This is a genomic window from Streptomyces sp. NPDC059037 (assembly GCF_042740015.1).
Lineage (GTDB): Bacteria > Actinomycetota > Actinomycetes > Streptomycetales > Streptomycetaceae > Streptomyces.
In genome coordinates, this window is record NZ_JBHYIG010000133.1 from 1 (window position 1) to 25,623 (window position 25,623).

17 protein-coding genes, 1 tRNA gene and 1 pseudogene are annotated in these 25,623 nt (G+C 70.4%); 9 read left to right on the plus strand and 10 right to left on the minus strand.

What is annotated here, in order from left to right:
• Positions 1-1,426: Dot/Icm T4SS effector Zinc-dependent metalloprotease LegP (gene legP, locus ACFWY6_RS25425; RefSeq protein ID WP_384694575.1), on the minus strand; the 1,426-nt coding region annotated here is incomplete at its 3' end.
• Positions 1,427-1,527: 101 nt separating this feature from the next.
• Here legP and ACFWY6_RS25430 point away from each other — a divergent pair.
• Positions 1,528-1,869 (plus strand): hypothetical protein, encoded by a 342-nt coding sequence (locus ACFWY6_RS25430; RefSeq protein WP_384694578.1) that lies wholly within the window; start codon positions 1,528-1,530, stop codon positions 1,867-1,869.
• A gap of 128 nt (positions 1,870-1,997) precedes the next feature.
• Here ACFWY6_RS25430 and ACFWY6_RS25435 read toward each other — a convergent pair whose 3' ends face one another.
• The 3 genes from ACFWY6_RS25435 to ACFWY6_RS25445 all read right to left on the minus strand — a co-directional run bounded on the left by ACFWY6_RS25435 (position 1,998) and on the right by ACFWY6_RS25445 (position 8,828).
• Complete coding sequence (locus ACFWY6_RS25435; RefSeq protein ID WP_384694581.1) at positions 1,998-4,130, minus strand: HEAT repeat domain-containing protein; 2,133 nt, start codon at positions 4,128-4,130, stop codon at positions 1,998-2,000.
• 151 nt (positions 4,131-4,281) lie between these two features.
• Positions 4,282-6,486 carry an OmpL47-type beta-barrel domain-containing protein gene (locus tag ACFWY6_RS25440; protein WP_384694584.1) on the minus strand — a complete coding sequence of 735 codons (2,205 nt, stop codon included), beginning with the start codon at positions 6,484-6,486 and terminating at the stop codon, positions 4,282-4,284.
• On the minus strand, positions 6,483-8,828 hold the full coding sequence (locus tag ACFWY6_RS25445) for a ThuA domain-containing protein (protein WP_384694587.1): 2,346 nt from the start codon (positions 8,826-8,828) through the stop codon (positions 6,483-6,485). The genes ACFWY6_RS25440 and ACFWY6_RS25445 overlap by 4 nt, the downstream gene beginning before the upstream one ends.
• A 418-nt stretch (positions 8,829-9,246) precedes the next feature.
• Between ACFWY6_RS25445 and ACFWY6_RS25450 the strand changes: the two genes are divergently transcribed.
• Complete coding sequence (locus ACFWY6_RS25450) at positions 9,247-10,287, plus strand: multicopper oxidase domain-containing protein (protein WP_384694591.1); 1,041 nt, start codon at positions 9,247-9,249, stop codon at positions 10,285-10,287.
• A 26-nt stretch (positions 10,288-10,313) separates the two neighbouring features.
• On the opposite strand, the gene ACFWY6_RS25455 is transcribed toward ACFWY6_RS25450, so the two are convergent.
• From ACFWY6_RS25455 to ACFWY6_RS25470, 4 genes are all read right to left on the minus strand, one after another.
• Positions 10,314-10,952, minus strand: a complete 639-nt coding sequence (locus ACFWY6_RS25455; protein WP_384694593.1) for a LysE family translocator — start codon at positions 10,950-10,952, stop codon at positions 10,314-10,316.
• Between the two features lie 11 nt (positions 10,953-10,963).
• Positions 10,964-12,493: a HEAT repeat domain-containing protein gene (locus ACFWY6_RS25460; RefSeq protein ID WP_384694597.1), complete on the minus strand. Its 1,530-nt coding sequence runs from the start codon at positions 12,491-12,493 to the stop codon at positions 10,964-10,966.
• Positions 12,494-12,495: 2 nt separating this feature from the next.
• A complete protein-coding gene (locus tag ACFWY6_RS25465; RefSeq protein WP_384694599.1) occupies positions 12,496-13,971 on the minus strand; it encodes a HEAT repeat domain-containing protein in 1,476 nt (491 codons plus the stop codon).
• Positions 13,972-14,037: 66 nt separating this feature from the next.
• Positions 14,038-14,997, minus strand: a complete 960-nt coding sequence (locus ACFWY6_RS25470; protein WP_384694602.1) for a hypothetical protein — start codon at positions 14,995-14,997, stop codon at positions 14,038-14,040.
• 168 nt (positions 14,998-15,165) lie between these two features.
• Here ACFWY6_RS25470 and ACFWY6_RS25475 point away from each other — a divergent pair, with 168 nt between their 5' ends.
• Both ACFWY6_RS25475 and ACFWY6_RS25480 read left to right on the plus strand, forming a co-directional pair.
• Positions 15,166-16,758: a GMC family oxidoreductase gene (locus ACFWY6_RS25475; RefSeq protein WP_384694605.1), complete on the plus strand. Its 1,593-nt coding sequence runs from the start codon at positions 15,166-15,168 to the stop codon at positions 16,756-16,758.
• Between the two features lie 128 nt (positions 16,759-16,886).
• Positions 16,887-17,906 carry a LacI family DNA-binding transcriptional regulator gene (locus tag ACFWY6_RS25480; protein ID WP_384694608.1) on the plus strand — a complete coding sequence of 340 codons (1,020 nt, stop codon included), beginning with the start codon at positions 16,887-16,889 and terminating at the stop codon, positions 17,904-17,906.
• A gap of 254 nt (positions 17,907-18,160) precedes the next feature.
• Here ACFWY6_RS25480 and ACFWY6_RS25485 read toward each other — a convergent pair whose 3' ends face one another.
• Entirely contained in the window at positions 18,161-19,387 is a 1,227-nt protein-coding gene (locus ACFWY6_RS25485) for a glycoside hydrolase family 64 protein (RefSeq protein WP_384694611.1), read from the minus strand.
• A 242-nt stretch (positions 19,388-19,629) separates the two neighbouring features.
• On the opposite strand from ACFWY6_RS25485, the gene ACFWY6_RS25490 reads away from it, so the two are divergent.
• Both ACFWY6_RS25490 and ACFWY6_RS25495 read left to right on the plus strand, forming a co-directional pair.
• On the plus strand, positions 19,630-20,424 hold the full coding sequence (locus ACFWY6_RS25490; RefSeq protein WP_384694613.1) for a VOC family protein: 795 nt from the start codon (positions 19,630-19,632) through the stop codon (positions 20,422-20,424).
• A gap of 225 nt (positions 20,425-20,649) precedes the next feature.
• Positions 20,650-20,889, plus strand: coding sequence for a WhiB family transcriptional regulator (locus ACFWY6_RS25495; RefSeq protein WP_266872361.1), 240 nt, complete (start codon positions 20,650-20,652; stop codon positions 20,887-20,889).
• Here ACFWY6_RS25495 and ACFWY6_RS25500 read toward each other — a convergent pair.
• Positions 20,876-23,347: a hypothetical protein gene (locus ACFWY6_RS25500; RefSeq protein ID WP_384694616.1), complete on the minus strand. Its 2,472-nt coding sequence runs from the start codon at positions 23,345-23,347 to the stop codon at positions 20,876-20,878. The genes ACFWY6_RS25495 and ACFWY6_RS25500 overlap by 14 nt on opposite strands.
• Before the next feature lie 130 nt (positions 23,348-23,477).
• On the opposite strand from ACFWY6_RS25500, the gene ACFWY6_RS25505 reads away from it, so the two are divergent.
• The 3 genes and pseudogenes from ACFWY6_RS25505 to ACFWY6_RS25515 all read left to right on the plus strand — a co-directional run.
• Positions 23,478-23,549: transfer RNA gene (locus tag ACFWY6_RS25505), tRNA-Ala, on the plus strand.
• A 30-nt stretch (positions 23,550-23,579) separates the two neighbouring features.
• Complete coding sequence (locus tag ACFWY6_RS25510) at positions 23,580-24,965, plus strand: SDR family NAD(P)-dependent oxidoreductase (protein ID WP_384694619.1); 1,386 nt, start codon at positions 23,580-23,582, stop codon at positions 24,963-24,965.
• Positions 24,962-25,623 (plus strand): annotated as a pseudogene (locus ACFWY6_RS25515) (ribonuclease inhibitor); the annotation flags it as partial. The gene ACFWY6_RS25510 and the pseudogene ACFWY6_RS25515, both read left to right, overlap by 4 nt.

Below are 25,623 nucleotides of genomic sequence, written 5' to 3' on the forward strand. Positions count from 1 at the left end.
TTTTGGTGGGTTGGGTTATGTGTATAAGAGACGGGAGGGATTCCCAGCCCTGCACGCCGGGTCCCCATGCGTTCCCGTCCCACCACTTGTGGTGCAGCGCGGAATCCGCGCCGACCACAAAGAGATCGAGTCGATTGGCGCCCCAGGACACCGCTACAGGCTTGCTCGTACAGATTCCGCCGAGGGATTCCCAGCCCTTGACGCCGGGGCCCCACGCGCTGCCGTCCCACCATTTGTGGTGGAGAGCGGAGTCGGTGCCGACGACAAAGAGATCGAGGCGGTCGGGCCCCCAGGAAACCGCTTCGGGCGCACTGGTGCAGATTCCGCCCAGGGATTCCCAACTTGTGACGCCGGGGCCCCACGCGTTGCCGTCCCACCACTTGTGGTGAAGCGCCGAATCCGTCCCGATGACGAACACGTCGAGGCGGTCGTGCGCCCATGCGAGGGCTGTCGGGGGACTGGTGCAGATGCCGCCGAGGGATTCCCAGTTCTTGATGCCGGGGCCCCACGCCTTGCCGTCCCACCACTTGTGGTGAAGAGCGGAGTCCGTGCCGATCCCGAACACGTCGAGGCGGTCCGACTCCCACGACACCACGGGCCCGGAGGCCGGCGAAGGACCGTACAGCGCGTGCACGGCGGCGATGTCGTCCGTGCTGAGCCCCGAGCGCTGACCGATGGTGACGCCCTGCACGGACGGCACGATGGTGTCCTGGCCGTTCTTCGAGAAGGCGTCCCGTGGGTAATGCATGATCGAGCCGTAGTCGTAGGCGCCGACGTCGTCGCCGTCAGTGATGTGCTGGTCGAAGTTGTGCTCGAAGCCCTGGGTGATGTTGGCCCAGACGATGGTGACGAACGTGTCCCTGTCCTCACGGCTCTGCTCGTGCCACAGACCGATCGCGTGCCCGATCTCGTGAATGCAGTTTCCCGTCGAACAGCCTCCAGCCAGCGTGATGTTCTGCGATCCGCCCTGCCTGCCCACGAACGAGGAACAGCCACCGCCCGGCACGAACCGGACGAAGTCGCGGAACTGCCCCTGATTGGCGGGCGTGCGCCGAACGAACCGCATCCGGGTACGGCTCTCCCAGTGCGCGATCGCGTCGGTCACCCGCTGCTGGTTCGGCAGCGCCGAGTCGATCTCGAACGGCACCAGAGCGTTGGCCCAGCGGAATTGCTTTCCGCTGATGGCGACCGCCGACTGCGGAACCTTTCCTTCGGACTCCGCCTTCAGTTCCGAAGTGCGGCGCTCCACATCCGCCACCGTACCGAGCACGATGTCGCCCTCGAAGACCGCGAGCCCGTCGATGTTCACGTACTGGACCGGCTTGGTCTGGAAAGTGGCGCCGTCGATCAGACCGGTCTTCACATCACGCGAGGACCGGAATTCACCGTGTCCCTCACCGGCAACTCGCGACTCCGAAGCAGGCATTCTGTTTCTCCCTCGCTGCTGACTTCCCGCCCCGCGGTAAAGGGCGCTATTTTGCGGAAAGTAGTGGCGGACATGGAGACCAACAAGGGCTGGGCGAGCGTATGCGCAACGTAGAAATCGCTGTCCGCCTCGTGCCGGGGGCGAAGGCGCCGCAGGGCACCGTGACCCTGCGCGCGCAGGTCGAGGAGATCACCGCCGCCGACGCGCCGGCGCGCGTCGTGTCCCGCGTGGTGGAGCGGGGCGTCGACCTCGCCGACGCCCCGCACCTCACCCTGGAGGTGCCGCCTCCCGACCCCCGGGCCCGCTACACGGTCCGTGTCCACGCCGACCTCGACGGCTCGGGTGTGGTCGCCCCCGGCGACTTCGTCTCGGTCCGCGGCAACCCGGTCCTCACCCACGGCAGCCCGGACGCGGTGGCCGTGGAGGTCTCACCGACCCGGTGAATGTCTTTCCGGTACGGCGAAGTCGGTACGGCGAAGTCGGCACAGCGAGGTCGGCACAGCGAAGCCGACCCGTCCTGGCGCGCTGATCCTGCGCTGCGAGGCGACGACTGCCCCGTCCCGCCGGGGGATCAGCCGGTGCCCTCCGGTGCAAGCTCCGCGGCGATGCGGCGGCACCTCCTCAGCAGGGCCTCGTCATCGGCACAGGCATCGCGCATGGTGCCGCTGGAGCCCGTGTTGTTGTGGCGGCGCGTGGCGGACAGCTCCTCGCGTATCAGGGGGAGGGCGGGCAGGGCCTCGGTGCCCATCCCCGCCAGGCAGGCGGCCGTTGCCGGACGGGTGGTGGGCTTCGTCGCCCACTGGGCGAGGAACGTCGGCAGGACCTCGGCCGGATCGGCACGCACCTTCCAGAGCGCGATCGTCGCCTCCATCGATCCCTCGTTGTTCATCAGCTCGCGCAGCCGGGGCGCCAGTTCCGTCGCCTGCGGGCCGAGCGATCCCGCGATCTGCAGCGTGAGGTTCCGGTCGTAGTGCTGGTCCGCGGTCAGGGCCTCGTGCAGCACGGGCAGGACGAGTGCCGTCTCGCCCGTCACCGCCCGGAGGGCGTCGGCCGCCTTCAGCCGATGGCTCGTGGTGGATGCGCCGTCGGACACCAGCTCGCGCAGATAGGGCGCGACCTCGGCGGCGGCCGGGCCGTAGCGGACGAGTGCCCTCAGCGCGGGCCACTGGGTCTGTGCGCCGTGGTTGTCCCGCAGGATGCGCACGATCAGGGGCAGGGAATCGGCTGCGCGCAGGCGGCTCAAGGCCGCGACGAGGCGTGAGGAGTCCGACTTCGCGTCGTTCGGACCGAGGGAGGCCAGCCGGTGCTGCAGCACCGGCGCCAGGCGCGCCGCGGCGGGGCCGATCGCCCCGACCCACCGGGACAGATCCTCGGGGATGGGGCCGCCGCTCTCCAGGACCGCGGCCAGATACGGCACGACCCGCTCATCACCTTGCAGGGCAAGCACGTTGACCGCCCCGCCGAAGAGGGAGGTCTCCCAGTCCTCCGGCTCCCACTCGTCCTCCCACTCGACGAGGGCCGCCTCCAGCACATCCGCGGTGAAACGGGCGATGGGATGCACAAACCCCAACTCCCGCAGCGCGGCCCGGGAAAGCCGCTCCTCGTGCTCCACCAGCTGCCGCGCGAGCAGCGCGACCGTGAGGTCGTTCGGCGCGCGCCAGCCGGTCAGCAGCTGTCCGCTCATCTGGACCGCCGCCATGCGCTGTCCCCAGTCGCGGCTGTACAGCTGTTCGTTGAGCAGCTCGAACCGCTGGTCCGTGGAGTCGCCGAGCGCGTCGTGCAGATCCTCAAGGAGGTCGTCGGCGAGGTCCGCGTCGATACTCGCGCGGTGCGCGGCCTCCAGGTCCCTCAGATGGGACAACATCGTGTTCGTGCGCGGCCGTTCGGAGGCCGAGGCCGAGGCCGGGGAAGAGGCCGAGGCCGAGGTGGCAGCCGCGCCGGCGCGCTCGCGCTTCGCCTCGTAGGCGATCCGCATCACCTCCGTGGCGATGTCCACGCAGTCCTCCGGCAGCAGCTCGGGAGCGCACCGGGCCAGCTGTGCGAGGACCGTGAGGCGCAGCTCGGGATCGGCGCCGCCGGACGAGATCACCTCGCGCAGGCAGGCGCCGGCCTCCGCACCGAGCAGCTGTGCGTGCCGGGTGCCCAGCATGCCGATCGCCCGCACCAGGGAACGTACGACCTCATCCGCCTGCTCCACGGCCATCCGCCCGCGCAGCGCGGCGAGCACCCGCACGGGGTCGTCGTGCAGTTGCACCACCGCCTCCGGCAGCACCTCGCGCAGGCCCGGATCCGGGTCCGCGAGGAGATCCAGGAAGAATCCGGCACGTCCACGGACCGTCGCGCTGGCCGTGAGGAAATTCCCGACCCAGTGCGCGTCCTCCTCCTCGTCCTCGAAGAGGCCGCCGATCTCCTCCGGGTCGGGCTCCTCCTCGCCCGCGATGCTGCACAGCAGGCCCACGAGGGAACCCCGGTCGGCGACCGACGCGTCGGCGACGAGGTCGAAGAGGAACGGCAGGCACGCGACGGTCGAGTCATAGACATCGCCCTGGTGATGCACCGCGCCGTACATCCCGTCCAGGGCGATGTCCCGCTCCTCCGGGTCCGCCGACGCAAGGCCCCGCAGCAGCCGCGGCACGTCCGACGCGTCCCCATAGGCATGCACCATCGACGCCCAGTCGATGTCGTCGATCTCCGTGAAAGCCATCCCTGTTCCCCCGTGCCCGATCGTGCTCGGCCGTGCTCGACTCCGTTGATCAAAAGCATGCCTCACGCCACTGACAACGGCCCCCGCGCCCCAAGTCGGGGTGCGGGGGCCGAAGCCGGTCCGGGCAGGCGGTGGCCAGGTGGCCAGGTGGCTACAGCTCCTTGATCCTGATGTCCCGGTACGAGATCACATCAGTGACCCCGTGCACCTGCAGCCCGACATAGCCGGACGCGAACCGCCGCCCGTCCGTGCCGGGGTCGTCACCGCGCGGCGGGACGAAGTCCTGACCGCCCGTGTTGTCGAACTCGTTGAGCAGCACGCCGTTGCGGTAGACCGAGTAGTGCTGGTCCACCACGCGGATCTCGTAGTCGTTCCACGTGCCCTTCGGGGTGACACCGGCGCCGCCGAGGCCCACCCGGTCGAAGCCGTAGATCGAACTCGTCTTGTACATGTCGCCGTCAGGACGGTCGAGGACCTGCACCTCGTGCCCGTACTTGATGGCGACCCACTCCGGACGCGGCTCCTCCGGGTGGTCGTGGACCTGCGGGAAGCGCACGAACACACCGGCGTTGGCATTGCCGTTGCCCGGCGCGTCGTCCCGCCACTGGAGCTTCAGCGAGAAGTCGCCGTACTTGCGCTCCGGGAACCACAGCATGCCCATGCCTGCCACGGAGGTGCTGCTGGTGATCGAACCGTCGCCGTTGAGGCCGAACTTGCCGCCGCCGACCTGCTCCCACTTGTTCAGGGACTCCTGGGTGCCGTCGAAGATCTTGCGGTAGCCCTCGGTCTGGCCCGGCTTGCCGATGCCGGACTGCTTCGCCGCGCGGTTGATCTTGTTGTACTCGCGCTGGTCGATCTCCCCGGCCTTCAGGAGCTTGTCGGTGACGCTCTTGACGTGCTTCAGGAAGAGCGCCTGCGACGTCCACTCCTTCTCGTCCTCGATCAACTCGTTGATGCGGCACCGGTTGTCGGTGACCCGGTTCGGGATGCCCGTGTCGACGGTGCCGACGAACACCGTCAACCGCTCGTCGTACTCAGGGCAGTTGGGTGCCGGAATCCCGCCGCCTTCCCTGACGGTGAACGAGACGTCCTTCGCGACAGCGGTGTTGCCCGCCTTGTCGCTCGCCCGGTACGCCACCGTGTGGCGCCCCACGCGGTCGACGACGACCGGATCGGCGTACGCGAGATAGGGGCCGCCGTCCAGGGAGTACTCGATCTTGTCGACACCCGATTCGGCGTCGGTCGCCGTGACCGTCACCTTCGCCTTGCCGATGTACGCGCCGTCCGAGTCCTTGTCGCCCTCGACCTTCGCGGTCGTCTCCGGCGGTGTCTTGTCCTCGACGGGCGGCGTGACCACGGTGAACTCGACGGCCTGCTCCGCCGCCACGTTGCCCGCCTTGTCGGACGCGCGATAGCGGATCTTGTGCGCGCCCGCCGCGTGGACCATGACCGGCGCCGTGTACGCCGTCCATGCGCCGCCGTCCCCGACCGCGTACTCGATCTTGTTGACGCCGGAGCCGGTGTCGGACGCCGTCACGGTGACGGTCGCCATCCCGATGTACTCGCCCTTGTCGTTCTTCTCGCCGGTCACCGTGGCCGAGGTCTCCGGTGGCGTCTTGTCGTCGGTCGGCGGCGTGACCACGGTGAAGTCGACGGATTTCTCCGCCGCCACGTTGCCAGCCTTGTCGCTCGCCCGGTAGCGGATCTTGTGGGTGCCGACCTGGTCGACGACGACGGGGGCCGTGTACGGCTGCCAGGCGCCGTCCGCTCCCATCGCGTACTCGACCTTGTCGACGCCCGAACCCGCGTCGGTCGCCGTCACCGCCACACTGGCCGAACCGATGTACGCGCCATCGGAGTTGGTCTGCCCCTCCACCTTCGCCGAGGTCTCGGGAGCCGTGGTGTCCTCGCCGCCGCCCTCGGTCACCACGAGGATGCCCTGCATCGCCCCGTGGCCGGGGATCGTGCAGTGGTAGCGGTATCGGCCGGGCGTCAGGGTCACCTCGGCGGTGTGCTTGCCGCCCTGGTCGTCGTTGGGGTTGGCCAGGATGTTCAGCGGTACGTCGTTGTTGTACTCGGGATCGGATACGTCGAACGTCAGCGTGTGCGGCATGCCGGTGTCGTTGCCGGTCGCCGCGCTGTTCTCGAAGACGATCGTCGTCGCACCCGCGACCGCCGTGGTGGGCGCGGAGGCGTACTTGTCGATGCTGTTGTTCGCCGTCCAGGTCAGAGTCTGGGCGGCCAGGCCCGAGTTGTCGTCGCGCCCGAAGGCCACCGTCGACGTCAGGCCGAGCACCATCAGGAGCGACGCGAGCAGCGCCGTCCAGAGTCTTCGCTTGCGCACGACGGGCTTCATCCCGCCCTCCTTGCCAGGTCGTCGGCGGCCGGTGTGGCCTCGCCGCCCTTGTAAGTGACGTGCCACAGCGCCGACTTGGGGTCCGAGGTGAAGAAGCCGCGGCCGTAGTCGAGTACGTACAGCGAACCGTCGGGGGCGAACTTCCAGTCCATGAGGTTCTTGATGCCGTCGTTGCCGATCGGGATGATCTTCTTCAGGGACTCGGCGTGCGTCGGAAGCCCGCCGCTGCCGACCGTCTTGGGGTCGGTGAGCACCGCGTGGCGCGGCTGGTCGGCGTCGTAGAAGTCGCCGACGAACCATTTGCCGTCCCAGTACGAGGGCCACTTGTCTGCGCTCGTGCTCGCCGTGTCGAAGCGGTAGACGGGGCCGTTCATCGTGGCCTGGCCGCCGCCCTTGAGCCACGGAAGGAGCTGCTTCTGCTCCTCCGTCTTGTAGCTCGGGACGCCGTTCGCGTCGCGCGGATAGTCGATGCCGCCGCCCTGCGGCGAGTACCAGATGTTGTTCGGTTCGGCCGGCGGGATGTTCACCAGGCCGTCGTTGTTGGGCGACTCGTTCTTGAGGTTCTTGCAGTCGTACCAGCCGAGCGGCTTCGTCGGGTCCGGCAGATTGCGGTCGCGGTAGGGCTGGTTGTTGCCCATGCAGTACGGCCAGCCGCGGTTGGAGGCGTGGGTGATCGCGGCGAACGTGTCGTACTTCGCGGGACCCCAAGTCGTCGACGGCGCACCGGCGTCGGGCCCGACCCAGCCCGCGTACAAGGTGTCGGTCTTCTTGTCGATCGAGATGCGCGCCGGGTTCCTGACGCCCATCACATAGATCTCGCCGCGCGTCTTGCCGCCGCCCTCGTCCGGCTCCTTGCCGGTGAAGAGGTTGCCCTCGGGGAGCGTGTACGTCCCGTCGGCCTCCGGGTGGATGCGCAGGATCTTGCCGTTGAGGTTGTTGGTGTTGCCCGCGGTGCGGCGCGCGTCGGCGAAGGAGACACCCTTGAAGTTCGGCTCCGGGTTGTTGCCCGAGTAACCGTCGCTGAACCGCGAGGAGTTGTTGTCACCGGTCGCGATGTAGAGATTGTCCTTGGAGTCCCAGGCCATCCCGCCGCCCGAGTGGCAGCAACTGTGGATCTGCACCGGCCACTTGAGCAGGACCTTCTCGCTGTTCAGGTCCAGCTTGTTCGTGGTCTGGTCGAGGGTGAAGCGGGAGACGTGGCGCTCGGCCATGTGCGTGTCGCGGTTGATCTTCGAGTGGGGTGTGTAGTGCAGATACACCCACCCGTTCTCCGCGAACCGGGGGTCCAACTCGATGCCGAGCAGGCCCTCTTCGACCTTGATCAGCTCATCGCCGCCGCCCTTGTTGCCGAAGACGGTGAGCGCTCCCGCGAGGGTCACCTTCTTGGTCTTGGGGTCGTAGACGTGGATCTCGCCCTTGCCCTTGCCGATGTCGGGGTTGTTCCAGTCGGTGACCACCGGCTGCGAGGAGTCCGCGCCGCCGCGGCCGATGTAGAAGACCCGCCCGTCGGGCGCGGTGACCAGGCCGTGCGGCTCGCCGATCTGGTCGTTCTGGCCCGGCTGGTTGGCCTGGGTCAGGCGCTCCGCCTTGTAGTTGGCGTTGATCGTCGACTTGCAGTCGGCGCGCGCGATGCGGGTCGTCCACAGCAGGGCGCCGCGCAGATGCTGCCGGAAGTCGGTCTCGTCGTAGGAGTCCGCCGTGCCGCCCATGCCGGTGTAGAAGGAGCGCCCGCCGTCGTAGTCGCGGCACCAGGACACCGGGTGGTCCCAGCCGTTCTTGCTCTCGCCCGGCTGGTACGTCGCCTCGCGCACGCGGGCCACGGTGTGCACGTCGCCCGACGGGTTCTTCGTCCAGTTCAGCCACCGGTCGGGGCGCTTCCACTGCAGCGGCAGGTCCTTGGTGGCGGGGTTCTGACGGTCGCCCACCTCAACTGTGGCTCGCTGTACGTTCGTTGGGCTGGAGTCGGCGGGGCGGGCACCGATCAGCCCGCTGAACCAGGTCGAGTACGGCTCGGCGCGGGCCGCGTCATGGATGCCGAGGAAGCCGCCGCCGGCCTCCATGTAGGCCTCAAGTCCCGCTTCCTGCTCGGGGTCGAGGACGTCGCCGCCGCCGGTCAGGAAGGCGACCGCGTTGAACTTGCCGAGCTTGGCCTCGTTCGTGAAGACCGCCGCGTCGTCCGTCGCCTCGATCCTGAACCGCTGGGCGGCCGGGCCGGATTGGCCGATCTTCTCGATGGCCGCGATGCCGGCGTTGACGACGGGGGACTCGTCGCCGCCCGCCGCCGAACCGTGGAAGACAAGCACGCGGACGTTCGCCCCGCCGGGCGGGGTCGGCAGAGACATCGTTGTCAACGGCGGTTCCGGATAGGGCCGCGCGGTGGCGGCCTGTGCGGAGAGCGCGCCGGTGACCAGCGCCCCGGAGAGCAGGGCGGCGGCCCAAGCCCGGTGCGACCGGCGTCTTCCCCGGTCTCTGTGGTCTCTGTGATCTCTGCGGTCCTTGCGGTCCTTGCGTCTGCTCAACCCTCTTACGCCCAAGGGCCTTTGATGCGGTGTGAGCCGCATGAGTACACCCACCCCTCGTCGGTCACAGCAACAGCGCCGATGAAGCTAGACCTCTTTTCGTCACTCGCCAATAGGTATGACTGCAACAGTGCCAACTTTGTCCTGAGTGTGGATAAACAAAGATCCCCCCAGTACCGTGTGGCCGTCCCGGGGGCAACCTCTGCCCCGTCAGTCTCCGTACCGCAGTGGGGAGTTCGGCATGGACAGACGGAGCTTCAACCGGCGGATGCTCGTGGGTGGCGTGGCCGCGACGGCCGGGGTGACATCGTTGTCGCTGGCCTCCGCACCCGAGGCGAGCACGGCCGAAGAGCCGAAGACCGCGCCGGCCGGTGGCGAGGTGCGCCGCATCAAGATGTACGCCGAGAAGCTGCCGGACGGGCAGCTGGGCTACGGCCTGGAGAAGGGCAAGGCGTCCATTCCCGGCCCGCTGATCGAGCTGAACGAGGGCGACACGCTGCACATCGAGTTCGAGAACCTGATGGACGTGAACGCCAGCCTGCACGTCCACGGCATGGACTACGAGATCTCCAGCGACGGCACCAAGCACACCAAGAGCGATGTCGAGCCGGGCGGGAAACGCACCTACACCTGGCGCACGCACGCGCCGGGCCGCCGCAAGGACGGCACGTGGCGCCCCGGGACCGCGGGCTACTGGCACTACCACGACCACGTGGTCGGCACCGATCACGGCACCGGCGGCGTACGCAAGGGGCTCTACGGGCCGCTGATCGTGCGGCGCAAGGGCGATCTGCTGCCGGACAAGACGTTCACCATCGTCTTCAACGACATGACGATCAACAACAAGGCGGGCCATGACAGCCCCGACTTCGAGGCCACGGTGGGTGATCGGGTCGAGTTCGTCTCGATCACGCACGGCGAGTACTACCACACCTTCCACGTCCACGGTCACCGCTGGGCGGACAACCGCACGGGCCTGCTGACCGGCCCCGAGGACCCCAGCCAGATCCTCGACGACAAGATCACGGGGCCTGGGGACTCGTTCGGCTTCCAGGTGATCGCGGGGGAGGGGGTCGGCGCGGGCGCGTGGATGTACCACTGCCATGTGCAGAGCCACTCGGACATGGGGATGGCGGGACTGTTCCTGGTGAAGAAGGCGGACGGGACCATCCCGGATTACGAGCCGCATCATGGGGCGGCCGGGTCCGCCGAAAAGTCCGACTCCGCCGGGGAGCCGGGGGCCGCGGAGAAGTCCGGGGCGTCAGGGCACGACCACGGCTAGAGCGTGTCGGATCGTCATCGGATTCGTCAGTCGCCGAGTGCCAGTCTGATCCCGAAGATGCCGATGACGGTGCCGGTGATCCGGTCGAGCAGGCGGCGGGCCCGGGGCTTGCGGAGCCAGCCGTGCAGAACGCGGGCGAAGCCGATGAGGACGGCGGACCAGAGCAGACCGATGAGGATGTGCACCGTGGTCAGCAGGAGGCCCGTCGCGAAGTGGCTTGTGCCCGGGGGGATGAACTGGGGCAGGACGGCGACGTAGAAGGCGCCCACCTTCGGGTTCAGGAGGTTGGTGAGCGTACCCTGCCGCCAGCCGCCGACGAGCGAGTCCGTGCCGGCGGCCAGGACGGCGTCGTCCGTGTCCGGCGTGGGCTGTCCCCGGAAGGTGTCCCGGAGCATCCGGGCCGCCATCCAGATGAGGTAGGCGGCGCCGATCCAGCGCAACGCGGTGTAGGCGAGGTGGGAGGCCGTGAGAAGCGCGGTCACTCCGAGGGAGGTGAGCGCACCCCACAGCAGGGTGCCGGTCTGGATTCCGAGGACGACGCCCCAGGCTCTCCTGCGCCGGCCGAGGGCCGAGGTGCGCAGGATCAGCGCGGTGTCGAGTCCGGGGGTCAGAGTGAGAAGCCCTACGACGAGGGCGAAGGACCACAGGGCGGTGCTTATTGCCATGGAATGCCAGGCTACCCTGCGTCGGCGCGGAGGTCTCGCAGGATTTCGTCGAGCATCTCGGCGCGGTCCTCCGGATCGGGGTAGGCGTCCGGATCCGCACAGCGGTCGGCCCAGCCGGATGCCGCGAGGCGGTCAAGACGTTCCACGAAGGCGGCGCGGATGTCGGACGGGAGCAAGAAGTCGTCGTCGAGCGACGCGGCTCTCCTGTACCCGGCTCTCCTGTACGCGGCTCTCGTGAACGCGGCTCTCGTGTACGCCGAGATGAAGTGCCAGTCCACGTCGGGGTTCTCGAACTCGCGGAGCAGCCGGTCGTACGCGTCCGGGGCGCCGCGCTGGATCGCGTCGCGGAGGCTCTGCGCCCGGATCTCCGGGACCGGCGAATCGGCGTGGCGTTCCAGGGCGTCCACGGCGGCCCGGGAGTTGCGTTCCTCGACCCACTTCATACCGGCGAGACTGTCGGCCGCCATCCGGCGGACGCGGTTCTCGGGGTCATGGTCGAGGACGTCGACCAGGACCGCGACCGCGCGGCCCTCCTCGGGGGTGCCGGGCGCAAGCAACTCCAGGCCGCCGGCGGCCTCGGTACGGACGCGCTCGTCGGGATGGTTCAGGCCGTCGAAGAAGAGCTGGAAGGGCGGGTCCTGCAGGGGGGTGCGCCGGTGCATGATCCCGTAGCAGTACATGATGCTGCTCAGGGTCAAGGGATGCGGTTCCTCGCGGGCCAGGCGGTCGAGGGTGGCGATGATCTGCTCGCTCCTGAGCGTGTCACCGAGCAGCAGAGAGGCAAGCAGCTCGACGCCGAGCGTCACCCGGTCCGGCTCCGTGCTCGCGCACCAGGCGAGCGCCTCGTCGATCCGAGCCCCGTGCCGGGCACGGTCCGACCACGACCCCTCGTCCGGCTGCATGGCCAACGACACGGTGAGCTCCGAGCGTTCATCGCCGCCGGGCGGAAGCGGCAGGGCCCGCTCGAGCACGGCGCGTGTCTCGGCGCGGATCCGGTCCGCCTCGGTCGCGGTCAGTGGTTCGTGCCGGCGGATGGCCGTGCAGGCGACCCTGACCGAGGTCCCGAACTTCACGTGGTAAGCGATGCTGTCCGGATGGTGCCCGGCGCCGGACAGTCCTTCCTCCGTCCAGCCCTCGTCGCGTAGATGGGCCAGGCGGCCCGCCACGTCGTCCCGCAGGTCCGTGTCGACCATCCGTACGGCGGGACCGCCGCCCAGTTCGGCCATGAGCCCCGTCCAGGCCCGCACGAAGCCCTCGGGGTCGTCCAGATGCCCGGCGAAGATCCGCTCCGTCCGCTCGCGGAGGGGCGGGTGCCGACGGAGGGCGGTGGCGAGACTGCCCGCCACGGACAGGAACGGCACGTGCGTCGACGGCTCGCGTGCCACGGCCAGCGCCAACTCCCGCAGCGCCCACCCCAGCTCGGCGAGCTCGGCCGTGTCGTCCGCCGCCAGGGCACGGACGTCCGGGTCCGCACCCCGCAGCGCGGCGGCCAACGCCTCGTACCGTACCGCCGGCCTGCGCTTCCTCAGTTCCTTGTACATGGTTACCGGCCCCGCAGCAGATCCAGCAGGTCGGACAGCAGCCGCGCCCGCTCCGCACCCGTGAAGTCCGCGGTGATGTCCCGGTCGGCCCACCCCGTGTCGCGCAACGCCTCGACGCGCTGAATGATCGCCTTGCGCTGGGAGCGCGTAGGGAGGACGAAGCCGGATCCGCCGGGCACGTTCCCCAGGGCCAGGACCAACTGCCAGTGTGCGGAGGGGAATTCGAGCCCCGCGAGCAGCCGGTCGTACGCGTCCGGGGCGCCGCGCCGCAGCGCGTCGGCGACGCTGTGCGCGCGGATCTCCGGTACGTCCGAGTCCGCCTGGCGCTCCAACGCGTCGGATGCGATGCGGGCGTGGTGTTCATCGTCGTACTTGAGCCACCGCAGCGCCAGGGCCGCACGGCACCGCACACTCGTGTCCGGGTCGCTCTCCAGGAGGCCGACGAGGCCCTCCACGGCTTCAGCTTCGGCAGGGGAGCCGGCGGCCATCGGGTCGAGTCCCTCCGCGGCCGCGGCGCGGACGACGGGGTCGGGATGGCGCAGCGAGTCGAGCAGCAGTGGGAGGGGCGGGTCGTCCAGGGGCATCGGCATGTGCAGATGGCTGTAGCACTGCAGGATCCGGCTCAGGAGGAAGGGGTTCTCCCGGGCCTCGCGCGCGACAAGGCCGTCGAGGACCTCGCGCACCCGGCCGAGCCGGACCACTTCACCGAAGAGGAGCTTGGCCAGGAGCTCGGCGCCCAGTGTCACCAGGTCCTGCTCCCCGCTGGTGCACAGGTCGAGCGCCTCGTCGACGCGTACGCCCGCACGGGCCCGGTCGGTCCATGACGCGGCCTCGGGGGACTTGGTCAACGGGGCGAGCGCGGCGGCCCGTTCGTCGCTTCCAGGTGCGTGCGGCAGCGCGTTCCTGAGTGCGGCGCGCGTCTCGGCGCGGAGCCGCCGCGTCTCCTCGTCCGAAACCGGCGCGTTCTGGTGCAGCACGACGCAGGTCAGCATGACGGCGATGTCGAACGCCAGGTCGTAGGCGAAGCCGCCCGGCTGTCCGCGGCCGGATATGCCATCGGCCGTCCAGCCCTCGCGGCGCATGGCGATGAGGCGGCCCCGCATGTCGTCGCGCAGATCGTCGTCGATGTCCCGCACGGCGGGGCCGCCGCCGAGCTCCGCCGTCAGCGAGGTCCAGGCCCGCACGAAGCCTTCGGGGTCGTCCAGGTGCCGCGCGATGACCTGTTCCGTGCGTTCGCGGATCGGCCGTTCGCGGCGCAGCGCGGTCGCGAAGCCGCTCACCACCGTCCCGGAGAAGTCCTCCGCCCACGGTTCGCGCTCCACGGCCCGCACCAGTTCGCGCAGCGCCCATTCCTGGTCGTCGGTCTCGGCGGCCTCGGCCGCCGCCTTGCTCCGGACCTCCGGGTCCGTGTCCCGCAGCCTGGCGGCCAGCTCTTCATGCAGCTCCGCCTGCTTGCGCGCTCTCCGATTCGCGAACATCCGGACAGCGTAGGCGGGGCGCCGCGCGGGCCGGAGGCGGGTCCAATGCCCGCCCCCCCAGCGGAGTCACACGCCGATGTCGAGGACTGCCCAAGCCGTGTGCGGCTCCTCCTGTACGTAAACCTGCCGGCCACGGCTGACCGTCCGGCGGCGCCCGAGCGGGGTGCCGTCCGACCGGACGAGCCGTCCGGTCGAGACCGGGCGTACGCGGTCGTGCGTGACCACGGCGTCGACGAGACGGTCACGGTCGTCGCCGTACCCGCCGACGAACATCGCCCGGCCCGGCCACACGGCCAACGCATGCGCGCCCGCGACGGAGTTCAGGCGCGGCCGCACGGAGCCGTCGGAGCCATCCGTGCGGTCCGCGTCGATCTCCAGGAGCGCGAAGTCGTCGTAGGCGCAGGCCCAGACGCCGTCCTCGCCCACGTTGAGCGCATAGCAGTCGTAGATCTCGCCCGCGCCCTCCACCGCCTCGTACGCCCACAGCGGCTCGCCATCGGCGCTCCAGCAGCGCAGGCCGGGGCGGCTGAGCTCGTCGTCCCCGAAGACCCCTTCGTCGAAGTGGCCGACCCACAGCCGGCCGGCCGGGTCGACCAGGAACTGCTCGATGGCGTCCCCGACGCGGAACGTCCACGACTCGCGGCCCAGCGCGTCGTACACCTGCACATGCTGCTCGCTCCTGCGGCTGCGCGCGTCGGCGACGACGAAGCCGCCGTCCGGCAGCGCGTCGATCCGGGGGAACCGGGCGCGCAGCGCGCTGAGTTCCGTCGCGTGGTCCCGTCCCTCGGCGTCGACGGTGACGACCAGGGCGTCGTACGGCCTGAGGGCGCCGCGTCCGGGCTGCGGTTCGCGCGCGGCCAGCAGCCAGTGCGCGGACCCGAAGGCGTCGACTGTGCTGTGGGCGATGTGACGGTCGTGGTACCTGCGCGGCAGGTGTGCGTACGGAGTGAGGGGCGTCGGAGGCGCTTCCTGCGGCTGCCCGGCAACGGAGGTGCTGTGGTCGGCATCGGCCCTTCTGGTCGTCATGTGGAGATCCTGTACGACACACGGATCGTCGTGCCAACCCTTTACCCAGGGATACACGTTGGGTGTACTCCTTGTACGGATCGCCCCTGTGACTTGTCCGGAGCACCCCCCGCGACCCGCACATCCCAGTACGCACGCCGCCGCGAACCGTCCCCCGAGGGAGTCGAGTTGAGCAAGGACAGCGAGTACGACTACGTCATCGTCGGTGCCGGATCCGCGGGATGTGTGCTTGCCGCGCGGCTTTCGGAGGATCCCGCGACGCGGGTGGCGCTCGTGGAGTCGGGGCCACGGGACCGCAAGCCCGAGATCCGGATCCCGGCCGCCTTCCCGAAGCTGTTCAAGACGCCGTACGACTGGAACTTCTCCACCGCGAAACAGTCCGCCCTCGACGGCCGTGAACTCTTCTGGCCCCGCGGCCACATGCTCGGCGGCTCGTCCTCGATGAACGCCATGATGTGGGTGCGCGGCCACCGCGACGACTACGACGCCTGGGGCGAGGCCGCGGGCCCCGAGTGGTCCTACGAGGAGTTCGAGCGCTACTTCCGGCGCGCCGAGCGGTGGACGGGCCCGGCGGGCGCAGGCAGCGTCCACGGAACGGAAGGGCCGCTCTGGATCTCGCCGCCGCGCGCACTGAACCCGACCACGCCCGCGTTCCTCGACGCCTGCCGCGCGGCGGGCCTGAGCGAACTGACCGAGCTGAACGGCCCCGACAACGGCGGCTTCGCGCTCACCCCGCTCAACCAGCGCCGCGGCCGCCGATGGAGCGCCGCCGACGGATATCTCAGGACGGCGCGGCGCCGCCGCAACCTGCACATCCTGACCGACGCGCGGGTGCGCAGGCTGGAGTTCGACGGGACACGTGTGGCCGGTGTGATCGCCGACGGTGTCGCGGGCAAGCTGATCGCCCGCCGCGAAGTGATCCTCAGCGCGGGCGCCATCGGCTCGCCCCAGCTGCTCCAGGCCTCCGGCGTCGGCGACCCCGACGCACTCTCCAAGGCGGGCATCGAGACCCGTGTCGCCGCACCCGACGTGGGCCGTCACCTCCAGGACCACCTCGCCTACTCGGTCACCATGCGCTGCCCGCAGCCCGTCACCCTGACCGGCGCAGATTCCCTCGCCAACGTCGGGCGCTTCCTGCTCGGCAGGCGCGGCCCGCTCACGTCCAACGTCGCCGAGGCCGTCGCCTTCATCAGGACGAGGCCCGAACTGACCGCCCCCGACATCGAGTTGATCTACGCCCCCGTGCCGTTCGTGGACCACGGGCTCGTACCGCCCACCGAGCACGGCATCACCATCGGCGTGGTCCTCCTCCAGCCGCAGAGCGAGGGCCGGATCACGCCCACCCGGCCGGGGGTCTCCGCGCCGCCCCGCATCGACCCCTGCTATCTGACGGCCGACGCCGACATCGCCACCCTGGTCGCCGGGGTGCGCCGCGCCGAGGAACTCCTCGCGGGCAGCGCCCTGGCCCCGTACACGTCTGGCCCGCTCGACCCGTACCCCGGGACCGTCGACGACGACACCCTGGCCCGGTCGATCCGCGGCTCCGCCGAGACGCTCTACCACCCGGTCGGCACCTGCCGGATGGGCGGCGACGAGCGGTCGGTCACCGATCCGGCGCTGCGCGTACGCGGCGTGCAGGCGCTGCGGGTGGTCGACGCCTCCGTGATGCCGAGGATCACCCGCGGCCACACCCACGCGCCCACGGTCGCCCTCGCGGAGAAGGCGGCGGAGCTGATCAGGGCGGACGCGCCGCGCAGGTGACCGGGCGCACCGCGCAGGCCGTGGCCGCCCGGTGTCCCCGCCCGACCGTATTCTGACCGGCGGACGATCCGCAGCAGTCCGTGATCCGCCGCAGCCCTTCATTCACCGCAGTCCTAGAGGAGCCCCAGGTGACCGAGCCGCCGACGAGCGCCGCCGCGCGCCCCACGCTGGAGGCGGTGGCCGCCCGCGCCGGGGTCTCACGGGCCACGGTGTCCCGCGTCGTGAACGGCGACACGGGGGTGCGCGACGCGCTCGCCGAGAAGGTCAGGCACGCGGTCGACGAGCTCGGCTACGTACCGAACCGCGCCGCCCGCAGCCTGGTCACCCGCCGCCACGACGCGGTCGCCGTCGTGATCGCCGAACCGGAGACACGGGTCTTCGCCGACCCGTTCTTCGCGCTGCAGCTGCGCGGCATCAGCAAGGAGCTGACCTCGCGCGACGTGCAGCTCGTGCTGCTCCTGACCGAGGGGCGCGACGACCACGAGCGGGTCGGCCGGTATCTGTCGGGCGGCCATGTCGACGGCGCGCTCGTCTTCTCCCTGCACCTCGACGATCCGCTGCCCGGTATCATCCAGGGCGCCGGTGTGCCGACGGTGTTCGGCGGCCGCCCGGGGTGGCCCGACGGCACGGCCACATCGCCGTACGTCGACTGCGACAACCGCGGGGGCGCGCGGGCCGCGGTCCGCCATCTGGTCTCGCTGGGCCGCACGCGCGTCGCGCACATCACCGGCGCGCTCGACCAGACGTCGGCGGTGGACCGGCTCGACGGCTTCCGCGACGTCCTGCCGGATGCGGACGACGCGTACGTCGCCGAGGGCGACTTCACGCCGGCCGGCGGGGAGCGGGCGATGCGCGAACTCCTCGACCGCTGCCCGGACTTGGACGCCGTCTTCGCCGCCAACGACCTGTCCGCGTCGGGCGCGCTCCGTGTGCTCCACGAGCGGGGGGTGCGGGTGCCGGAGGACGTCGCGGTGGTGGGCTTCGACGACATGGTGCCGGTGGCCGAGCAGACGTCGCCCCCGCTGACGACGGTGCGGCAGGACATCGAGGAGATGGGGCGGTTGATGGCGCGCATCCTGCTGTCGCGGGGCGGCCCGGAGGAGAGCGTCGTCCTGCCGACGGAGCTGGTGCGCAGGGGGTCGGCGTAGGCGGCCGGACGGACCAGCGCGCCGAACGAAAGGGTGCGCGATCCCGGCAGCGGCGGCCCTCGCCGCGGTCACCGTCATCGGCGGGTCCGGCTCCGCAATCGCCCGTCCCGGTCCCGGCGCCTTCGCGGAGGGCGTGGTGGAGAACAACCCCGCCGCGGGCAACAGCTGCGCATAGGTCTGCCGACGAAGGCCCCGTCGCGTGCCGAACGCGACGGGGCCTTCGCATGCCGGGTCACGCCCCGGCACTCGCCGGGCTACGCCCCGACGCTCACCGTGAACCTGCGCGGATTGCCGTCGTGCGCCGCACCGGACACATCCGGCTCCCCGTCCGGCCGGACGTCGTCGTACGGGAACGCGTACCCGATGGGGGAGTTCGCGTGCACCACCCGCGCCCAGTGATTCGTCACCGCGTCCTTGTAGTAGTCCCCGGAGCCCGCCCCGTTCGGCTGCTCCGCATGCGTCAGCATGATGCTCCGGTTGAACCCCGCCGCGAGCCGCGCCAGCAGCCCCTTCTTGTCGTCGGAGTCCGCCGGGTTGTTGGTGAACGGCCCGTGGTTGCAGGTGAAGATGTCCTTGGACGTGGGCTTCGCGAAGGTGTGCCCGCCGTCGAACGTCAGCGTGTCACCGCTCACCCGCCCGGTGAACACACCCCGGCCGCCCTGCAGGTCGATCTTGAGGTCGGTGCCCCGGTACTTCTCCCACACCTGGTCGATGTAGCTGTTCCACACGTCCCGGAACGGCATCTGGTCGGGCCGGTCGAAGTACGGGGCCATGAGGTTCTGCGGCGAGATGACACGCAGTACGTCCCCGCCGTCGCCCCGGATCACCAGGTCGCCCCACGGCTGCCCGTCCTTCTCGCCCTGCGCGACGAGATCGGCCGCGATCTTGTCGACTGCCCCGTCGGGCAGCGGGGCAACGGTGTGTTTGGCGTCGCCCTCCAGGGTCAGGCCGATGGGCAGGGCCGTGACCAGGTCCACGTAGCTGATGTTGGCGTACAACTGCGTGCTGTTGAAGGTGAATTCGCAGAACGACCAGGTGCGCCCGTAGTTGGGATCCTCGCGCGTCGCGAAGGCGGGCTCGACCAGGGAAGGGCCCGGGTTGAGGAAGAAGTCCAGCTTGTCGTCCCGCACGAAGTAGACGCGGGCGCCGAACATTTGAGGGAGCGTCAGGACCTTTGGAGCGGAACCGGCCGCGCCCAGCGGGATGGAGCAGTCGACCGGGAGCGGCGTCTGCGGGGCCGACGGCGAGTCGGGCCGGTAGACACCGCCGTCCGGCTTGAGCAGGACCCAGCGGTCGGTGCCCTGCTCGTGCCCGGTGACGTAGGCGCGTACCTCGCCGGGCAACGACTTGTTCTGCAGGGCGAGTTCACAGGTGGCGGGCGCCGCCTTGGCGTCGGGGCTGAGGAGGCTGCCCCAGGCCGGATAGGTCAGGGCTGCTGCGGCACCGGCTGCGGACGACAGGAATACGCGACGCGATATCACGGTGGATCTCCCGGAATGTGGGGGTGTGGGGGATGTCGTACGTGGGGGGTAGGGGGATGGGAGGGGGTGCGGCCGGCCGTCCGTGCGACCACTGTTGCGTCACGGAAATCCGGCGTCAAGAGATGTGGCTGAGAGCGCTCTCAGAAATGTTGTTCCTTCACAAGATGGCGGTCGGCGTGCGGTGTCAGTGCCAGGTGCCAGACTCGGAGGAACGGAAGCGAGATGCGACAAAGGAGTCGATCATGCTTAGTACCCGTTTCCTCACGGGTGCCCCTGTGTGGGTGGATCTCGGCACTCCGGACCTGGAGCGCGCCAACGCCTTCTACCGCGCGCTCTTCGGCTGGGAGTTCCAGTCCGGCGGCGAGCAATTCGGTGGATACGGCATGTATCAGTCGGACGGAAAGACCGTGGCGGGCGCCATGACCGTCCCCGTCGATGAGGCCCCGCCGTCCTGGACGATCTACTTCAAGACGCCGGACGCCGACGCGACGAGCAAGGCGGTCGAGCAGGCCGGCGGCGGCGTCAAGTACGAGGCGATGGACGTCGGCGACCTCGGCCGCATGGCGGTGCTCACCGACGCCCAGGGCGTCGGCTTCGCCGTCTGGCAGCCGGGCACGAACAAGGGCCTCGACCTCGTCGACGCGCCGAACAGCATGAACTGGACCGAGCTGTACACGCCGGACATCGCGGCGGCCGCCGCGTTCTACGGCACGGTCTTCGGCTGGGGCACCACCACCCAGGCCTTCCCCGGCGGTTCGTACACGATGATCCACCCCGCCGGCGGCACCGCGGACGACATGTTCGGCGGCCTGTGGCCGCTGGCCGACGCCCCGGAGGAAGCCGAGGGCGGGGCCTACTGGACTCCGTACTTCCAGGTGACCGACATCGACGCGGTGATCGCCGAGGTCGAGCCCGCGGGCGGCACGGTGCGGGTGCCGCGGATGGACCTGGCGGGCGTCGGCAGCTTCGCCAAGCTCGCCGATCCGTCCGGGGCGCGGTTCGCGCTGATGCAGCCGGAGGCGCCGAGCGCGGGCTGAGGGAGTCGACCTTCCGGCGTCGCCCGCCACCGGGGGCGGCGCCGGGCAGGCCGGGGGCCGTGGATCGGGCCGCCCCGTCCATCACTTGAACCCGACGGGGGTTTCGCCACGTTCCTGGTGGGCACGGAGGATTTCGCCCCGTGCCACAACGGCCGAAACGCCTCGCCGCGCCGCGTTGATCGTTCGTTGATCGGTTGTTTCGCGCGCCCTGCCAGCATCATCGGCATGAAGATCGACATGACCACCGAGCCGGAACTCGCCTGGCAGGAGCAGGCGCTGTGTGCGCAGACGGGCTCCGACTTCTTCTTTCCCGAACCGGGCAGCTCCGTGCGCGAGGCGAAGTACATCTGCCAGCTCTGCGAGATGCGCCCCGCCTGTCTCGAATACGCCCTCGCCCATGACGAGCGGTTCGGCGTCTGGGGCGGGCTCTCCGAGAAGGAGCGGCTCCACCTCAGGCGTACGTGACCGTGAACCTCCTTGTCCCTGCCGGTACGCGCACATCGTCGCCCGTGACCGTCAGATCACGGCCGTCCGCGGTCGCCGACCGCACCGAGCCGAACCGGCACGGATAGACATAGCGGACCCGCTCCGGTGACCGGGCGATCTCCACGGTGACCTTCCGCGCGCCCGCGTCATGAGTGAGGCGGTAGCCGAAGGGCGTCCCGAACAGGTTCGGGGCGTCGTCGACGGCCACCGACTCGCCGTCCGGCACCCAGTGCGGACGTACGCCCGGAGCGATGTACAGATGCGGGTCGCGGTCCTCGTCGGCCTCGAAGAAGAGGATGTCGCGGAGCAGCAGCAGATACTCGGCCGCCGCCCAGCCGTGCGGGATGTCCCCCATGTACCAGTGGCGGCCGGGGACTTCGCGGTAGTCGGATGCGATGGGGAACGCGTGCTGCTCGTTCCACGCGCCCAGCGCCACCGCACGCTCATCGGTCCGCGGCATGGACGCGCCCACGATCCAGCCGAGCAGCGCGTCCATCCGCGCCGCGTCGCCGGCCAGGAGGTAGGCGTGCGCCAACTGCGTGGTCAGATAGGGGCCGTAGGTGTTCCACGCCGCCTCGTGCCGGTAGCCGCCCGTCACGAAATGGGCGTACATCGTGTCGAGCGTGTGGCGTGCCGCCCTGTCGATGTCCTCGCCCAGCTTGCTGCCCATGTGCAGCCGCAGCGGATGGAAGAACGCCGCCGTGCCGATCATCGTCGAGTCGAGGCGGCCGACGTCGGCGGGTCCGGTCGGTATGTACGTCTCCCAGGCGCCGCGCCGGCGCTGCTCCTCAAGGACCCAACGCACCGACGCGGCCGTCGCACGCTTCAAGTCGTCGAAGGCGCCCCAGAGTTCCGGTACGTCGGGGGATCCGATGCGCTCCGCGAGCCGCGCCGCCTCGTACAGTCCGGCCAGGCCCCACAGGTCGTCCCAGTAGTGCGGCTTGTCGCGCTCGCCGAGGTGCTCGGCGCTCCAGCCGCTGTGCAGCAGGCCGTACTGGTCGCGGTTGTCCCGCAGCCACCGGGCGCCGTCGACGACGTACGGCGTGTAGAGCTTGGCTCCGAAGGCGGCGGCCCGCCCGCGCGTGCGGTCGAAGCGGCCGATCGCCCACAGCGCCTGGCCGTTGCTGTCCCACTCGCGGTCGTCCTTCTCGTGCGGGCCGCCGTAGAAGCCGTACTCGGCGCACGGCCCGATCCGGCCCGTCCCGCGGTTGAACTTGAGCGGGTAGTGCGTGCCCAACTGGTGCTCGGCCAGGGCCGAATCGCCCACCAGCGAGCATGCCGTGGCCTCGACGGACGAGTCGCGGATCCAGAAGGAGTCGTACACCGTCGGCCCGGGATGGATCTCGCCGTGGTCGGAGAGAATGAGCAGCTGCGAGCGGCACTGCCGGAACCGGTCCGTCAAATGGGCGACGGGCGACGGCAGTTCGGGCTGGACTCCCTGTGAGAGGAGCTTGTCCGTCCAGAAGTCGCGGTTGGCCTCCTCCAGGCGTGCGGCGGGAGTGGCCTTGATCTCGGCCAGGTCGGCGGCCCCGCTGTAGAGATCGACCGGGAGCCGGACGTCGAGCTCGAACAGCTCGTCGTCCACGACCCGGTAGGGCCAGGCGAACGCCGCGCTGCACAGGCCCGCGATCTGGTCCTGGGCGCGCAGCGCGCCGTTCAGCTTGCCGCCGTTGACCAGGTCGTGGAACGGGCTGTGCGTGAGATAGGAGTCGGGGTCGTATGTGAAGTCCGGGTTGCCGTACACGCCGTACTGCTCCGGAGCCGTGTCGAACACCGGGCCCCACCCGCTGTTGGTCTCCACCCGCCCCTCGTCCGGCAGATGGCGCAGGAACGTCAGGCGCCGGTCGGTGATCTGCCGGCCGTTGCGGTCGTGCCGCTGGAAACCGCTCGGCCCGGCCGGCATGACCGCCGCGCACAGCCAGCCCTCGCGCGCCTGCCCGGTCGCGCTGCCCACCGTCAGGCGGGTCACGACGAGATCGCGCTGCCGGGTGCCGACGGCGGTCGCGAAGGTCCGCTGCACGAACTCGGTGCCGTCGGCGGTGCGGAACGTCGTCAGGACCACCGGCAGATGCGGCGCCTCCATGCGCTGCCCGACCGTCCCGCCGCCCGTCAGCTGCGGCAGATGCAGGGCGCGGCTCGCCGGTTCGTAGAGGAAGAAGGAGAGACAGTACTTGTCGTAGACGGGCTCGATCTCGCCCGCCTGGCCGATCAGTGACTCCTGGCGGTGGTCCTTCACGCCCACCATGTGCCAGTAGCGGTACAGGGCGTTGGAGGCGAAGGCCGCCTCTTTGGACTCGTACGTTCCTTGGTCGAAGTCGTCGCTCCAGCGCCGGAAGGCCGCCTGCGCCCACCACGGCACGGGATAGGGCAAGCGTGACCTGCCCGCCCAGCCGCGCCACATGACCTCGTAGAACATCCATTCATGGGTCTGCGCCATGGGTTCCACCCCCGCTGCCCACCGTTGCACCGGGGCGGGCGGCCGTAAATCCGTTCGGCACGGCGGTCCTCGCGCGGTTACGATCCGGGGGTGCGGGCCGGCTGATCACTGCTGGTCCGGGCGTATGCGGGGTCCTGTAGAGCAGAGGCAGACTCGCCGCCACGGCATGGCGGATACGCCGGTTCGAATCCGGCCGGGACCACGGGCGAGCGGCACGGGCGGGGCGGGACGGATGAGTGAGAGCGGCGGGATCGGCGAGGCGGAGCTCGCGGTCTTCCACGACGTGGTCGGCAGACTCCGCGAGCTGCCCGTCGACGACCCGGTGCGGCTGCGCGCCGAGCAGGTCGCCGCGTCCTTCGCCCGCGACGGACGGCTGCGCAGACGCAAGGCGCGCGGCGCCGAACTCTCCGCCGCCGACGCGGCCGTGATGGCTGCCACCGCCACCGGGGCCGACGACCGCCGCGAGGACGCGCCGCTGGTCGCCGGGGCCTCGACGGGTGCCGTGGGTGCCGTGGGTGGCGTGGGTGCCGCGGGCGCCGTGGGGGTCTTCCGGCGGCCGCGGCCCTGCTATGTCTGCAAGGCGTCGTATCGACAGGTCGACTCCTTCTATCACCGGCTCTGTCCCGACTGCGCCGCCGACAACCGTGCCCGGCGCGCGCTCACCACCGATCTGGGCGGGCGCCGCGCGCTGCTCACCGGGGGCCGCGTGAAGATCGGCTTCCAGCTGGCCCTGATGATGCTGCGCGACGGCGCCGAACTCCTGGTCACCAGCCGCTTCCCGCACGACACGGAGCGGCGCTTCCGCGCGGTGCCGGGCAGCGAGAAGTGGCTCGACCGGCTCACGGTGCTCGCCGTGGACCTGCGCGACCCGCGCCAAGTCCTCGGCCTGTGCGAGGAGTTGCGGCGGGCGGGCGAGCCGCTGGACATCCTGGTCAACAACGCCGCGCAGACGGTCCGGCGGCCGCCCGAGTCGTACGCGGCGCTCACGGCGGGGGAGTCGGCGACGCTGCCCGCCGGGGCGCGTGCGGCGCCAGGGTTCCGGCCGATGCGGGCGCTCGACGGCTCCGCGGCGCGGGGCGCCATCGCCCTGGTCCTTCCCGAGGCCGACGAGGCGGGGCTGCTGCCCGACCCCTCGCCGGAGAACTCCTGGTCGGCCCGTCTTGGCGACCTCGACCCCGCCGAGGTCCTGGAGACCCAGCTGGTCAACGCGCTCGCCCCGGCCCTGCTCTGCGACCGCCTGCTGCCCCTGCTGCTCGCATCGCCGCACCCGCGTACGTACATCGTCAACGTCACGGCGGTCGAGGGCCGCTTCGCGGTGCGCAACAAGATGCCAGGACACCCGCACACGAACATGGCGAAGGCCGCCCTGAACATGCTCACCCGCACCAGCGCGGCCGAACTCGCCGAGCGTGGCGTGCACATGTGCGCCGTCGACACCGGCTGGATCACGGACGAGAACCCGGCACCCAAGAAGGACCGCATCGCCGGCGCAGGCTTCCGCACACCCCTCGACGTGGTGGACGGCGCGGCGCGGATCTACGACCCGATCGTGCGCGGCGAGGCGGGCGCACCCGCCTCCGGGGTCTTTCTCAAGGACTACCGGGAGGCGGAGTGGTGAACGAGGTGAACACCCCGACGGCCGTGAGCCCGTTCGCGTTCGCGGGAGTTCCGCGCGTAGTGCCACGACCCGCCGCCGAACTGGAGCCGCTGCTCGACTGGTTGCGGGGCGGCCGTCCGGCAGGCGAGCGCCTCGACTTCGCGGCCGGGACGGTGCTTCCGGACGGGCGGCTCGACCTGTGCAAGCAGTCGCTCGGAGCGGAGGGCGCCGCGCTGGTCGCCGATGCGCTGCGGGGCGGCTCGGATGCCGAACGGCCTTCTCCTGTACGTCACTTGCTGCTCGGCACCGACGGCCTGGGCGACGAGGGGGCGGCCGTCGCGGCGGCCACCGCGACAGGAGCCAAGGGGGTGGAGACCCTCTACCTCGGCTGCAACGGCATCACCGCGGGCGGTGCCTGCCGCATCGCGGATCAGTTGCGGGCCTCGCCGCAGGTGGTGACGGGCGTCTGGCTCAAGCGCAATCCGCTGGGTCCGCAGGGCGGCACCGCGGCGACCGAACTGATCGAATCCGTACGGACATTGCGCACGCTCGACCTCGTCCAGACCGGGCTCGACGCGGCCGGGACCGCCGTCCTCGCCGACGCGCTGCTCGAGTCGGCCGCCGCCGGGAGGGGCGGCCGGCGGGGCGTCAGAGGGGGCCATACCCCAAGACCAGCGGG

Excerpts from the sequence above, each read along its gene's own strand:
- ACFWY6_RS25430 (WP_384694578.1), top strand. The coding sequence starts at position 1,528 with ATGCGCAACGTAGAAATCGCTGTCCGCCTCGTGCCGGGGGCGAAGGCG.
- ACFWY6_RS25435 (WP_384694581.1), bottom strand. The coding sequence starts at position 4,130 with ATGGCTTTCACGGAGATCGACGACATCGACTGGGCGTCGATGGTGCAT.
- ACFWY6_RS25440 (WP_384694584.1), bottom strand. The coding sequence starts at position 6,486 with ATGAAGCCCGTCGTGCGCAAGCGAAGACTCTGGACGGCGCTGCTCGCG.
- ACFWY6_RS25445 (WP_384694587.1), bottom strand. The coding sequence starts at position 8,828 with ATGTCTCTGCCGACCCCGCCCGGCGGGGCGAACGTCCGCGTGCTTGTC.
- ACFWY6_RS25450 (WP_384694591.1), top strand. The coding sequence starts at position 9,247 with ATGGACAGACGGAGCTTCAACCGGCGGATGCTCGTGGGTGGCGTGGCC.
- ACFWY6_RS25455 (WP_384694593.1), bottom strand. The coding sequence starts at position 10,952 with ATGGCAATAAGCACCGCCCTGTGGTCCTTCGCCCTCGTCGTAGGGCTT.
- ACFWY6_RS25460 (WP_384694597.1), bottom strand. The coding sequence starts at position 12,493 with ATGTACAAGGAACTGAGGAAGCGCAGGCCGGCGGTACGGTACGAGGCG.
- ACFWY6_RS25465 (WP_384694599.1), bottom strand. The coding sequence starts at position 13,971 with ATGTTCGCGAATCGGAGAGCGCGCAAGCAGGCGGAGCTGCATGAAGAG.
- ACFWY6_RS25470 (WP_384694602.1), bottom strand. The coding sequence starts at position 14,997 with ATGACGACCAGAAGGGCCGATGCCGACCACAGCACCTCCGTTGCCGGG.
- ACFWY6_RS25490 (WP_384694613.1), top strand. The coding sequence starts at position 19,630 with ATGCTTAGTACCCGTTTCCTCACGGGTGCCCCTGTGTGGGTGGATCTC.
- ACFWY6_RS25495 (WP_266872361.1), top strand. The coding sequence starts at position 20,650 with ATGAAGATCGACATGACCACCGAGCCGGAACTCGCCTGGCAGGAGCAG.
- ACFWY6_RS25500 (WP_384694616.1), bottom strand. The coding sequence starts at position 23,347 with ATGGCGCAGACCCATGAATGGATGTTCTACGAGGTCATGTGGCGCGGC.
- ACFWY6_RS25510 (WP_384694619.1), top strand. The coding sequence starts at position 23,580 with ATGAGTGAGAGCGGCGGGATCGGCGAGGCGGAGCTCGCGGTCTTCCAC.